Annotated in this window: 13 protein-coding genes; 6 read left to right on the top strand and 7 right to left on the bottom strand. The window is 66.4% G+C overall.

The features are described 5' to 3' along the window. Window positions 1-19 precede the first annotated feature (19 nt). The 6 genes from EMQ25_RS02655 to EMQ25_RS02630 form a co-directional block, all read right to left on the bottom strand. The gene (locus tag EMQ25_RS02655) at window positions 20-982 is read right to left on the bottom strand and encodes a TAXI family TRAP transporter solute-binding subunit (protein ID WP_127186998.1); all 963 of its coding nucleotides are present in this window, start codon (window positions 980-982) and stop codon (window positions 20-22) included. A gap of 248 nt (window positions 983-1230) precedes the next feature. Next, window positions 1231-2040, bottom strand: coding sequence for an SDR family NAD(P)-dependent oxidoreductase (locus tag EMQ25_RS02650; RefSeq protein WP_158625930.1), 810 nt, complete (start codon window positions 2038-2040; stop codon window positions 1231-1233). Next, window positions 2037-2855, bottom strand: a complete 819-nt coding sequence (locus tag EMQ25_RS02645) for a sugar phosphate isomerase/epimerase family protein (RefSeq protein WP_127186996.1) — start codon at window positions 2853-2855, stop codon at window positions 2037-2039. The genes EMQ25_RS02650 and EMQ25_RS02645 overlap by 4 nt, the downstream gene beginning before the upstream one ends. Next, window positions 2852-3904, bottom strand: a complete 1053-nt coding sequence (locus tag EMQ25_RS02640) for a Gfo/Idh/MocA family protein (RefSeq protein WP_127186995.1) — start codon at window positions 3902-3904, stop codon at window positions 2852-2854. Before EMQ25_RS02640 ends, EMQ25_RS02645 begins: the two co-directional genes overlap by 4 nt. A 30-nt stretch (window positions 3905-3934) precedes the next feature. After that, window positions 3935-4702, bottom strand: coding sequence for an acetoacetate decarboxylase family protein (locus tag EMQ25_RS02635; protein ID WP_127186994.1), 768 nt, complete (start codon window positions 4700-4702; stop codon window positions 3935-3937). After that, window positions 4699-5427, bottom strand: coding sequence for a FadR/GntR family transcriptional regulator (locus EMQ25_RS02630; protein ID WP_158625929.1), 729 nt, complete (start codon window positions 5425-5427; stop codon window positions 4699-4701). Before EMQ25_RS02630 ends, EMQ25_RS02635 begins: the two co-directional genes overlap by 4 nt. 132 nt (window positions 5428-5559) lie before the next feature. Between EMQ25_RS02630 and EMQ25_RS02625 the strand changes: the two genes are divergently transcribed. Further along, window positions 5560-6681, top strand: coding sequence for a mandelate racemase/muconate lactonizing enzyme family protein (locus tag EMQ25_RS02625; protein ID WP_127186992.1), 1122 nt, complete (start codon window positions 5560-5562; stop codon window positions 6679-6681). Here the strand turns inward: EMQ25_RS02625 and EMQ25_RS02620 are convergent. Further along, window positions 6668-7339, bottom strand: a complete 672-nt coding sequence (locus tag EMQ25_RS02620; protein ID WP_127186991.1) for an SGNH/GDSL hydrolase family protein — start codon at window positions 7337-7339, stop codon at window positions 6668-6670. The genes EMQ25_RS02625 and EMQ25_RS02620 overlap by 14 nt on opposite strands. Before the next feature lie 171 nt (window positions 7340-7510). Here EMQ25_RS02620 and EMQ25_RS02615 point away from each other — a divergent pair, with 171 nt between their 5' ends. Genes EMQ25_RS02615 through lra1 form a run of 5 tightly spaced genes read left to right on the top strand, consistent with a single transcriptional unit; the run spans window position 7511 to window position 12783 of the window. Next, window positions 7511-8698, top strand: coding sequence for a sugar ABC transporter substrate-binding protein (locus EMQ25_RS02615; RefSeq protein WP_127186990.1), 1188 nt, complete (start codon window positions 7511-7513; stop codon window positions 8696-8698). Window positions 8699-8757: 59 nt separating this feature from the next. Next, entirely contained in the window at window positions 8758-10272 is a 1515-nt protein-coding gene (locus tag EMQ25_RS02610) for a sugar ABC transporter ATP-binding protein (RefSeq protein WP_127186989.1), read from the top strand. 9 nt (window positions 10273-10281) lie between these two features. Beyond that, a complete protein-coding gene (locus EMQ25_RS02605; RefSeq protein WP_127186988.1) occupies window positions 10282-11274 on the top strand; it encodes an ABC transporter permease in 993 nt (330 codons plus the stop codon). After that, complete coding sequence (locus EMQ25_RS02600) at window positions 11271-11999, top strand: FadR/GntR family transcriptional regulator (protein ID WP_127186987.1); 729 nt, start codon at window positions 11271-11273, stop codon at window positions 11997-11999. Before EMQ25_RS02605 ends, EMQ25_RS02600 begins: the two co-directional genes overlap by 4 nt. Window position 12000: 1 nt before the next feature. Further along, window positions 12001-12783 carry an L-rhamnose 1-dehydrogenase Lra1 gene (gene lra1 / locus EMQ25_RS02595; protein WP_127186986.1) on the top strand — a complete coding sequence of 261 codons (783 nt, stop codon included), beginning with the start codon at window positions 12001-12003 and terminating at the stop codon, window positions 12781-12783. The last annotated feature ends 2 nt before the right edge of the window (window positions 12784-12785 follow it).

Genomic DNA, 12785 nt, shown 5'->3' with positions numbered 1-12785 from the left:
CCGCCCGAACCGGACTCGATTAGAGCCAGCCCATTTCCTGATAATAGCGCTCGGCGCCCGGGTGAAGCGGGGCGGAGAGACCATCCACCACCATGTTGTCTTCCGAGAGAATGCCGAGGGCCGGGTGCAGGGCCTTGAAGGCATCGAAATTCTCGAAGACCGACTTCACGAGCGCATAGACCGCATCATCGGGCACGGCGGTGGAGCTGACGAGGGTTGCGAGCACGCCGAAGGTCTGCGTGGCATCCTCGTTATTGGCATAGATGCCGCCGGGGATCTCGGCTGCGGCGTAGAAGGGGAACTCCTCGATCAGCCCGTCGATCGCCTCGCCCTCGATCGGCACGAGCTGCGCGCCGCAGGTGGTGGTGGGATCGGCGATGTTGGCCGAGGGGTGGCCCACGCCATAGAAGAAGGCGTCGATCTGGTTGTCGCAGAGCGCCGGGCCGTGCTCGTCGGGACGGAGCTCGGACGCGAGCGAGAAATCACCGCGCGACATGCCCATGGCTTCGAGGATGATGTCCATCGAGGCCTGCGTGCCCGAGCCGGGCGCACCGATGTTGACGCGCTTGCCCGCGAGATCGGCAAAGGATTCGATGCCCGAATCCGCGCGAGCGACGAGGGTGAAGGGCTCCGGATGGAGCGAGAACACGGCACGCAGCTCGCTGTCTTCGCCCGAATCGGCGAATTCGGCCTGGCCGTTGACCGCGTTGAACATGGTGTCGGACTGCGCCATGCCAAAATCGAGTTCGCCCTGGCGGATGGCGTTGATGTTGTAGACCGAGGCGGCGGTGGATTCCACCGAGCAGCGGAAGCCGTGCTCTTCGCGGGTCTGGTTCATCAGGCGGCAGATCGCGCCGCCGGCGGCATAATAGACGCCGGTGACACCACCGGTGCCGATGACGACGAACTGCTGCTGGGCCGAGGCGGCGCCAGCACCGAGCAGCATGGTGGCGGCGAGTGTCGAACAGACGATGCGTCTCATGCGGGTTTTTCCTTCCGTCTCTGTCAAATGCCTGCCCTGTGGCGGCCTGAACTGTTCTGCTTTGGGCGCCAGCCTGCGCATGCAGGCAGCACCACAACCAGTATGGCGGAAAAATATGCTATCCATCAAGGGATAAGGGCAAAGCGGTGTCATCGGCGGGGCGACGACATGGCGGCGCGCCGGCGTGATCCATGAAATCCGAACGTTTCCCGGCGCTTATCCGATGCTGCCGTCTAATGACGCTTGCGTCAGTTCAATGCCGTGCTTGCTGCAGCGCGGACAGCATCTCCATCCGGAGCCACGCCATAGGCCTGGAATCCCCCCGTCACAGAGATCGTCTCGCCGGTGACGAATTCGGCGTCCGGACCCAGCAGCCATGCGACGGCTCCGGCCACGTCTTCGGGGCGGCACCAACGTCCGAGCGGGATCGAGCCCACCACCTGGCTCTCGAATTCGTCCCAGGTCTTGCCGAGCTTTTCGGCCTTCCTGCGGAACGCCGCCTCCATGCCCGTTCCCGGGCCCACATGGCCCGGAGCCACTGCGTTGACGCGCACACCCGTCGCCGCCATCTCGACGGCAAGGCATTGGGTGAGCGCCGCGACCGCACTCTTGGAGGCCATGTAGACGGAGGAGAACGGATTGCCGAAGCCTAGCCGCGTCACGATGTTGACGATCTGCCCCTGACCCTGCCCCGCCATAATCCGTGCCGCCTCACGGCACATGAGGAAAGTGCCGCGCCCGTTGACGGCGTGGATGCGGTCCCAGTCCTCCGCGCTCGTCTCGACGACGAGGCTTTGGGTGTGGATGCCCGCATTGTTGATCACCGCGGCGAGCCCGCCCATCTCGGCTGCCACGCCGCGCACGGTCTCGATCACCGAGCTTTCCTGCCCGATGTCGAGCGCGCGCCAGGCGCAGCCGAGCCCCTCGGCCGCCGCTCGCGCGGCGTCGGCGTCACGGTCCGCGACCACCACCGAAAATCCCTCCCGCACGAGGCGGGACGATATCGCGAGCCCGATGCCGCCCGCCCCGCCCGTGACGATCGCCGCGCCCCGGCTCACTTTGCGCTCCAGGCGAGAAAGGCGTCGCGCATCTTTATGGTCTCGGAGAGCACGTCGTCATGCAGCGTGTCGAAATAGGCCTGGTTCACGTATTCTGAGGCGAGATAGCCCTGATAGCCGGCATCGCGCAGCGTGGCGAAGAGCGCGGGGAAATTGAGCGTCCCCTCCTCCATCTTGGTTTGGAGCGCCCCCGGCCGCGCCTGGCGCAGATGGATGTGTCCAGCATGGGGCGCCAGCGCGTCGATCTCGTCCTGCCGATATCCCGCGACGGCGAAATGGGCATAGTCGAGCGCGAGCTTTACCCCCGGCACCCCCTCGCAGAGCGCCGCCGCAAGCGCCGGGCTCTCGAGATAGGAGTGAACATGCGGCTCGACGCACACCGCGATGCCTGCCGCCTGCCCCGCCGCCACCAACGGCTTCAGCGCCTCGATGGTGTTGGCGAGCGCCTCGGATCGCCCCTGCCCCGGATTGATTATGCCGGGCAGGATGAAGACGCTGGGCGCGCCGGCTGCCTTGCAGAAGGCGAGCGCCCGCTCGAAATCGGCCCGGTTCGCCGCGCCATCTCCACCGCTCGCGAGGTTGCGTTCGGCGATGTCGCTGCCGAAGAGATGGTAGAGATTGGCGATATTTACGCCGAGGGTTTGACGCACCTCCTGCCCATAGGCCTCGGGCTCCGACAGCAGCCGTGCCTTGTCGAGACTGGAGCGATAGAAATACCCCAGATCGATGGCACCGATCCCGATTGCGCGCGCGACGCCGGCCACTTCAGCCAGCGTCAGTTGCGGAAACGACCAGCTGGTCACCGAAAGCTTCATTGCAGGACCTCCTCCATCCGCCCGCTCCTTGCCGAGCGGTACATTGCGTCAAGCACGAGTGTGGCGCGCATGCCGATCGTCCCATCGGCCGGATTGACGGTCGGCACGCCCCGGCAGATGTCGACGAACCGTGTGATCGGCGCCACCTGCTCGTAATCACCGGCATCGGCTGGCAGCTGCTCGACATGGGTCTGGCCGTCATGCCGGATCGCCTCCACCCGCGCCCGCTCGATGTCGAACAGCAGCATGCCCTCGGTCCCGAAAATGCGGATGTCGATCTGGTAGCCACGCGATTTGGGCACCGTCGCCGCGCCCGACAGCGCCATGGTCGCCCCATTGGCGAACTCGACCACCGCTGCATCGTAGTAATCGACCCCAGCCGGCGAAAGACCGGTGCGCGCGAAGACGCCCGTGGGCTCGAGGTCGACGATGCGGAACAGCGCCCCCAGCCCGTGCGTCAGCTGTCCCCAGCCATAGCCGCCCGATTTCTCGGGGTCGGCCCAGGTCGAGACCGGCGGGCGGAAGAGATGATCCTTCGTCTCGACCATCGGCTCGCCGCCGAAGAGATCGGCCAGCGCAGAGGCCATCTGCGCCACGACATGGCGGACTTCGCCCACCCAACCTTCGGCAACCAGCCGGTGCGCGGTGTCCAGGATCGGCTTGTAGTTCCAGCCATAGGGCATGATGATCTGGACGCCCTTTTTTCCGGCCAGCGCCACCAATTGCTGCGCGTCCTCGGCTCGGGTCGCCATCGGCTTTTCGATGAGGACGTGGAGGCCCTTTTCGAGCGCCAACCGGGCGTGCTCGGCATGCAGGATATGCGGCGAAGCGATCACCACGCCGGCGAGATCTTCCTTCGCCAGCATCTCGGCGGCATCGGTATAGGCATGGCTCAGCGCGAATTCCGCCGCCACCCGGTCCAGCCCCTCCCGGTCCGGACGGTTGACCGCGACGATATCGACATGGGGGTTCGCGATGAGCGCGGGGATGTGCGACAGGCTCGCCCACCAGCCCGCCCCGATCACCCCGATATTGACCTTGTCCGCCATTGCCGCTCCTCCCTTCGGTCTGGTTTGGTTCTAGAGATAGTCGTGCACGATCTCGCCCGCGACCAGCGTGAAATCGGCCCGCCAGAAGAACGCTTCCAGGGGTTCGATCACCGGCAGGCGGAACACCGGCGCCTGCGCGTTGGGCCGCAACTCCACCGTGCAGGGCCCGCGCCAGCATTCGTGCACCACCATGTCGGTCAGCTTGCGCGAGGTGATCTGGCGGATCGCCGGGCGTCCGTCGATGTGGTTGACGGACTTGAGATTGAGGTTGGTGCCGAACTCGAAATGGGCCCGCATCGCGGCCGGATCAGCCCGCTCCTGCTTGTAGGGCGTCGTGATCGTCACGACCTCGATCCCGTTCCGCTCCACCCCGCCGACGATCAGATCGCCGCGGAATTCGAGACTCGGATTGGCATATTTCTTGGGCTGGCCGTGCACCTCGCGGCCATGGGCCACCCCGCCATCGGAATGGAGGAACAGATAGGGCGAGTACGCTCCCTCCCGCCCCGCAATGGACGCCCCGAACATCACGTTCGCCTCGTGATATGGCCCGATCCAGTCGGTATCGTTCATCTTGTAGATGTGGATGGCGACAACATCCCCAACTGCTTCCACCGGCGGCGGCGCGAGGAACGCCATAGCCGCGGGATCGGTCCGATAGAACGCGGTCAGGATCTGCGCATTGCGGAACTGGAACGGAAAGGGCGGGATGAAAGGGGCGTCCCAGGGCGTCGAGAACCCGCCCGCAACGATATCGGCCTCGGTCGGCCGGTTGAGCCCCCAGCGGCGTTCGGTCATGGCTGTGTCGCCTTCATCTGCGCGCGCGTCGTGCCCAGCACGTTGCGCATGTGGAGCCCCATTGCGGCCCGCGCCGCCTCTGCATCGCCGGCCGCGAGCGCCGAAACGATCGCCCGGTGGTCGGTGATCGAGCGCGCGATCACCTCGGGCGTTTCTGACGCTGTCTTGCGGAATTCGAGCCCCAATATGTTGAGGCTTTGCGCTGCCCTGGCAAGAAACCCGTTATCGGCAAGCACTGCCAGTCGCTCATGAAATTCGGTGTCGACCGCACGATAGGCGAGCGGGTCGGCCATCGCCGCCTCCTGGCGCACGATCAGGTCGGTGAGCGCCGCGACATCCTCGGGCCCGGCCCGGCCGGCCGCGCGCGCCGCGATGTCGCCCTCGATCAGTTCGCGCGCCTCGTAGAGCTTTTCGACCTCCGTCGAGCGCAGCGTCAGGAAGAACGTCAGCGGCTGCAGGAGGTCGGCGGCGCTGAGCTGGGAGACGAACACCCCGCCACCATGCCGGATTTCGAGAACGCCCAGCACCGAGAGCGCCCGGATGGCCTCTCGCAATGTCGGGCGGCTGACCCCGAAAGTCTCCGCGAGCTTGCGCTCGGAGGGCAATTGATCGCCCGCGCCCAGATTGCCGGTCGTCACCAGCCCGAGCAGCTGGGTCACCAGCCGGTCGGTCAACCCCGCCTTGCGCATGGGCAGGAATACCGGGCCTGTCGCCGCTTCTGCCACGCCGCCTCCCAACGAACAATCCGAGAATGGCCAAGTGGCCAGACCACTCATTGACCTAGCAGCGACCTCAATGCTAGTCAATTGGGTGAGGAGCCGGCGGCGGGAGGGTCGTGGGCAAGGGGAGGAGCAGGCATGCGCATCGCCGCAGTCTCGGCCATCGTCATCGGCTATGACGATCCCAATGACTTCTCCACGCGCCGCATGACGACGCTGGTGCGGGTCGAGACGACCGACGGTATCGTCGGCTGGGGCGAAGGCATCGCCATGTGGCCCGAAGCATGCAAGGCGACCAAGCTCCTGATCGAGGAGGGCTTCGCGCCCCTCCTCCGCGATGCCGGCGACATCACCATCTCGGAAGCCTGGGACAAGATGCGCGCGCACGCCTGGTGGTATGGAGAGGGCGGCATTGCCTGCTTTGCCTATTCCGCGCTCGACATGGCGCTCTGGGACATCGAGGGCAAGATCGCCGGCAAGCCGCTGGTCGAGCTCTTCGGGCGCCAGCGCGAGAGCCTCCCCGCCTACGCCGCCAACCACGTCAACAAGGCGACGCGCGCCGAAAATGTCGCCGAAGTCGTGCGCTTCCGCGACGAGGGGTTCAAGGGCGTAAAGCTCGGCTTTGCCAAGAAGGGCCTGTCCGACATCGGCCGCAATCCCGCGACCGACATCGCCTTCATCCGCGATCTGCGCGCCGCGGTCGGCCCCGATTTCGAGATCATCGTCGATGCCGGCAATGGCGTCGTCTGGGACCGCGAGACGGCGATCGCGACGGTCAACGCCATGGCCAAATACGATATCGGCTGGATCGAGGAGCCCTTCTACCCGAGCCGGATCGAGGATCACCGCGCCCTCAAAGCCGCGACCGGCGTGCCGATCGGCACCGGCGAGCGCGAATGGACGGTCACCGGCTATCAGCGCCTCATCGAAACCGGCACTGTGGACGTCGTCGGCATCGATCCGGCGCGCGCAGAAGGCGTCACGGGCTTTCGCAAGGTCGATACACTCTGCACGGCGCATGGGCTTACCATCAACGCACACGCCTGGAGCACGGCAATCCTCTCGGCGGCGAGCCTCCATCTCTCGCTCGCCTCGCCCAATACGCGGCTCTTTGAATTGAAGCCCTTCCCCAATCCCGCCACGCGCGATCTGATCGATCATCCGATCTGGCACGAGGGCGGCTCCGTCCGCGCGCCGACCGCCCCTGGCCTCGGCATCACGGTCGACGAAGCCGTCGCAAGAAGGCTCACCCTTGCCTAGCGGCACCGGCAATCCGGCGCACCTCGGCCGCCAGCGCCTCGCCCAGCGCCAGATGCGCCTCCGCGCCAAGGTGGATGCCGTCATCATCGCTCGAGGCCATCACCGATCCACCTTCGAAGAACTCCGCGCTCATGGCCTTGGCCACCCGCCGATATTCCTCGGCCAGCCGGCGCGACTTTTCGGTGCCGCCCGCGAACATTTCGGCGAGCCAGGTGAGCCTGCCGAGCGGCGCGGGCGACACGAGCAGCACCCGGGGCGCCCTGCCTTCCGGGCCCCAGTTCGAGCGCCGCACCATGTCGCAGAGCCGGCCTGCCCCGTCGGCGATGTCGCCGGCAGTCATCGAGAGCCGCGCCTTGAGATCATTGGTGCCCAGCATGATGATCACGAGGTCCACCGGCATGTGCGTCTGGACCGCCACCTGCAGATGGCGCACGCCATTGCGCTCGATCCCTTCGACGGGATCATCGACGCAGGTCGTGCGCCCGTTGAGCCCCGCTTCGATCACCTCGAAATCCGACCCCAGCCTGTCCGCCGTCACGCGCGTCCATCGCTCGGCGCAAAACCGTCCGCCCGCGCCGCGATAGGGCTGGGGCACCGCGCCCCAGGTGTTGGAATCGCCGTAGGCGAGCACGGCAAAGGGGCGCGATCTGTCCGGCATGGCCGGTCCTCCTCATCTGTTTTTCTTATCCGTACGGCCGGCGCCACGCCCCGGTCAATGGAGAATTGGCCTGACCAAATTGCCGGTCAGGCCACTTGCGCAAGCAAAACCGGCGTGCCACTGTTGAGTTAATTGGACAGACCAATTGTCCGATTGCAAAGGGAGAGAGATATGCGACTTGATCGTTTGCGCCTCGTCGGCGCAGCCGGGCTCGCGGCCATGCTGATGGCCGGCACCAGCCTCGCACAGGATTTCCACGGCTTTGATCCGTCTAATTTCGACGGCAGCATGGTCAGTGCCGAGCAGTACGCCGCCATGGTCGAGGCGGCCAAGGCCAACCAGCCGCCGCGCAATGGCGACACCTATTTGATCGGCTTCGCCAATCTCACGCGCGACGTCTCCTTCACCCTCAAGGTCGAAGAAGGCATCCTCGCCAATGCCGAGGCCGCGGGCGTCGACGTCCAGGTCGCCGACAACCGGCTCGACGGCGCCACCGCCCTCGCCAACGCGCAGAGCTTCATCCAACGCGGCGTCGACTACGTCATCGAGTTCCAGACCGACGCCAATTTCGGCGCCACCATCATGCAGCAGATGGACCAGGCCGACACCCGCGTGGTCGCCATCGACATCCCCATGGGCGATGCCACCTTCTTCGGCGCCAACAACCCGCGCTCGGGCTTCATGGGCGGCGCCTATCTTGGGCAGGCCGCGATCGACAAGTTCGGTGCCGAAGCGGTGGCAGAGGGTTATTTCGTCGTCGGCGAACTGCCTCAGTCCGGCGCGGTGCCCGCCATGCGCACCAATGGCCAGGTCGCCGGCTTCCGCGCCGTGGTCGAAAACTTTCCCGACGACAACGTCATCTTCATCGACACCAAGAACACGCTCGAAGAGAGCTTCACCCAGATGAACAACGTCATCGGGCGCATCCCCGAGGGCGTGCCGATCATGGTGACGGCGATCAACGACCAGGCTGCCACCGGCATGCTGCGCGCCGCCAAGCAGGCGGGCCGCGAGGCAGATCTGATCGTGGTCGGCATGGGCGCCGACGAAATCCAGAACATGCTCGACGAGCCGACCTTCGTTGCGTCGGTCGGATACTTCCCCGAGCGCTACGGCAACTATCTAATCCCGCTGGCCCTGATGGAACTTGCCGGCGAGGAGGTGCCCGATACCGTGCTCGTCACCCACTACATGGTCTCGGATGGTAATGTCTGCGAGTACTATGAGGAGTTTGCGTGTGCGGCCGAGCCCGACGCCATCACGTTCGAATTCCCCCAGGAAGCGTTCGAGGCCCATCTCGCCGAAATCCGCGAGCTGCCCGAACTCCAGGATTCGCTGAACCTCATCCCGGCGAACTGACAACCCGACCGGCGGGCGGCCTCGGCCGTCCGCCCCTTCTGCCCGAGGGAGATCAAGCCATGGCCCAGCGCCTGTCCATGCGCAATATCGGCAAGGCCTTTGGCGGCGTGCCGGTGCTCAGCGACGTCGAGCTGACGCTTGAACCCGGCGAGGTCGTCGCATTGCTCGGCTCGAACGGCGCGGGAAAATCCACGCTCGTCAAGATCCTCACCGGCCTCTACACGCGCGATGGCGGCGTCGTCGAAGTCGATGGCAGTCCGGTCGTGTTCTCGCGACCGGCCGACGCCATCGCCGCCGGCGTCAAGCTGCTGCCCCAGGAAATCTCGGTCATGCCCGACATGACCGTGGCTGAAAACATCCTGCTGGGCGAACTGCCGACAAAAACCATCTTCGGCTTCCGCCAGGTCGACGACGAGGCCATGCGCCGGCGCGCCAGCGAACTCCTCGCCCAGCTCGGCTTCCGCGACCTCGACGTCACCCAGCCCGTCAAGCGCCTGTCGGTGGCCGAGCAGCGCATCGTCGAGATCGCGCGCGCCATCGCCGGGCAGGCCCGCATCCTCATCATGGACGAGCCCACCGCAGCCCTCACCGAGCAGGAGGCGCACCTGCTCTTCGCCATCATCCGGCGGCTGAAGGCGCAGCAGGTCTCGGTCGTCTACATCTCACACTATATGAGCGAGGTCTTCGAGATCTCCGATCGCATCGTGGTCCTCCGCGACGGGCGCAATTCGGGCAATTTCGCCACCGCCGCCACCGACAAGACCCAGGTGCTGGCCGCCATGCTCGGCGAGACGGCCGGCGATCTCTACCCCGACACCCCGCCCCCGCCGGCGGGCGCCGAAATCCTCACCGTCGATAACCTCGTCGTGCGCGACGAGATCGCCGGCGTCAGCTTCTCGGTGCGCGCCGGCGAGATCCTCGGGATTTTCGGGCTTGTCGGCTCGGGCGTCGAAGTGCTCGGCCGCGCGCTCTACGGCGCTGTCGGCTCTGTGCGCGCCGGCACCGTCACGCTCGATGGCAAACCCTATCGCCCCAGCAATCCGCAGGCCGGCAAGCGGGCGGGAATCGGGTTCGTTGCCGCCGAGCGCAAGAAGGAAGGCATCATCGCCGACCTCACCGTGCGCGAGAACATCGCGCTCCCCTTCCAGTCCCGCTTCACCCGCGGCCTCTTCGTCGCGCGCGACCTCGAGACCGGCCATGCCGGCAACTGGATCCGCGACCTCTCCATCCGCACCCGCGGGCCCGAGCAGAAGCTGCGCACCCTTTCTGGCGGCAACCAGCAGAAGGTCTGCCTCGCCCGCTGGCTGGTCGATGGCGTCCACCTGCTGATCCTCGAGGAACCCACGCGCGGCGTCGATATCGGGGCCCGGCGCGAGATCTACGGCAAGCTGCGCGAGCTTACCGGCAACGGCTTTGCGGTCATCATCCTCTCCTCTGACGTCGAGGAGGTGGCCGGCATTTCCGATCGCTCGCTGGTGCTCGATCGCGGCCGCATCGTGCAGCATTTCGAGAAAGGCGCGACCCCCGCGCAATTGATGGCGGCCACCGCCGAGACCGTCACCCCAGCCGCCTGAGGACGAGCCATGACCACCACGACCGCCGACACCGCCCCCACCCTCAAGCAGCGCGCCATGAACCTGCTGGCCAAGCCCTGGTCGGGCGTCGCCATGCTGCTGGTCTTCTACCTCCTGCTGCTGGCGGTCTTTGCGATCCTCTCGCCCTTTTTCCTAACCGTCCGCAACATGCTCCAGATCGGCACCAACGTCGCCTATATCGGGCTGATGGCGGCCGCCGGCACCCCGCTCATCGTGGCGGGCGGCCTCGATCTCTCGGTCGCCGCCATCGCCGGGCTCACGGGCGTGCTGATCTCGCTGATGGTCACCGCCGGCATTCCCGTCTGGATCGCGGTGGCTCTCGCCCTCGTGGTTGCGGCCATGATCGGGGTCGCGAACGGGCTCTTCACCACCAAGCTCCGGCTCAACCCGCTGATCGTCACGCTCGGCATGATGAGCATCGTCTCGGGCATCGCGCTCGTCATGACGGGCGGCCTCACCCGCCCGATGATGATCGACGGCTTCAACTGGATCGGTGCCGAGCGCTTCGTCGGCATCCCCATCCCGCTCATCATCATGGTGGTGACCTTCCTCGTCCTCTGGGTGATGATGACGCGCACCAAGTTCGGCCGCTACATCTATGCTTCGGGCGGCAACCCTGAAGCCGCGCGGCTGATCGGCATTCCGGTCGGGCGTACCATCATCGTCCTTTACGTGATCTCGGCAGTCGCCGGCGCGCTGGCCGGGACGATATTGGGCGCCATGCTGGGTGCCGCCGCTCCGAATGCGGCCGGCTCCCAGCTCCTGACCGTCATCGCCGCCATCATCCTCGGGGGCACCAGCCTCAATGGCGGTCGCGGCTCGGTCTGGGGCACGCTGCTCGCCGTGCTGATCCTCGGGACCCTCAACAACGGCCTGACGCTCCTCAACGTCTCGAGCTTCTGGCAGGACGTCACCCGCGGCGTCGTGCTCATGCTGGCGGTCAGCCTCGATCAGGTGCGCAGCCGGGCGCTGGGCGAATGATGGCGAGCCTCGAAGCCTATGCCCCGGTCGAGCGCAACTCGGTCGCCGAGCAGGTGGCCAAGCGCCTCCTCGAAATGGTCCGGAACAAGAGCCTGAAGCCCGGCGACCAGCTGCCGCCCGAGCGCGAGCTCGCGACCTACCTCCAGGTGTCGCGCCCGAGCCTGCGCGAAGCGCTGCGGGGCCTTCAGATCCTGGGCGTGCTGAAAATGCGCCAGGGCGGCGGCATCTACGTGTCCGGGCTCGAGGCCACGGACCTGCTTGGCCCGCTGCAATTTCTCATCACGCTCGACAGCGAGAACCTCGGCTCGCTCCACGAGAGCCGGCAGATGATCGACGGCTCGATCGCCCGCATGGCCGCCGAGCGCATCCAGCCCGCCCAGATTGCCAGCCTCAAGGTGCTGGTCGAGGCCCAGAAAGACCTCCTCAACGACCCCCTCGCCTTCCGCATTGCCGATACCGAGTTCCACGAGACCATCGCCGCGGCCACGGGAAATCCCTTCCTCGTCACCATCTCGCACTCGCTCTACGTGCTCGGCATGGAATATCGCCGCGTCGCCGCCCTCTCGCCGGGCGTTCTGCAGCGATCGCTCGTCGAGCACCGCGCGATCGTCGCAGCGCTCGCCGCCCGCGATCCAGACGCGACGGTTTCCGCCATGGCCGCACATCTGACGAGCGTGCACGAAACCACGCTCGAGGCCATGGCCCACACCAGCAGGGAGGACTGAGATGCTTCTGACCGGCAAGCGCGCCATTGTGACCGGCGGCTCGCGCGGCATCGGCCGCGCCATCTCGGTCGAACTCGCCCGCCAGGGATGCGATGTCGTCATCAACTATCATTCGCGCGCCGACGAGGCCCAGACGCGCGACACCGCCATCTCCGAGACGATCGCCGAGATCACCGCGCTCGGTCGCCGCGCCATCCCGCTCGAGGGCGACATAGCGCTCAAGCGCACCGCGCTCGAACTGGTGGAGCTGGCCCGGGCCGAACTCGGCGGCGTCGACATCCTCGCCTCCAATGCCGGCATCTGCCCCTTCCACAGCTTCCTCGACATGCCCGCCGAGGCGCTCGAGACCACCATCGGGGTCAACCTCACCGGCGCCTTCTACATCTGCCAGGCCGCGGCCAACGCCATGAAGGATCAAGGCACGGGCGGCGCTATCGTCGCGACGAGCTCGATCTCGGCGCTGGTCGGGGGCGCCATGCAGACCCACTACACCCCGACCAAGGCGGGCGTGCATTCGCTCATGCAATCGGCCGCGATCGCGCTCGGCCCCTATGGCATACGCTGCAATTCGGTGATGCCCGGCGCCATCGCCACCGACATCAACCGCGACGACTGGTCCGACCCGCAAAAGCGCGCCTATCTCGACGGGCGTATCCCGCTCGGCCGGTTCGGCCAGCCCGAGGACGTGGCGAAAGTGGTCGCCTTCCTCGCTTCCGACATGGCGGGCTACGTCACGGGCGCCGCCCTGCTTGTCGATGGCGGGCTCTACGTCAACCTGCAATAGGA

It is taken from the genome of Arsenicitalea aurantiaca (genome assembly GCF_003994485.1).
Classification (GTDB): Bacteria; Pseudomonadota; Alphaproteobacteria; order Rhizobiales; family Devosiaceae; genus Arsenicitalea; species Arsenicitalea aurantiaca.
The sequence above is the reverse complement of the archived record's forward strand: the minus strand, read 5'-3'. Positions and strand labels throughout refer to the sequence as shown.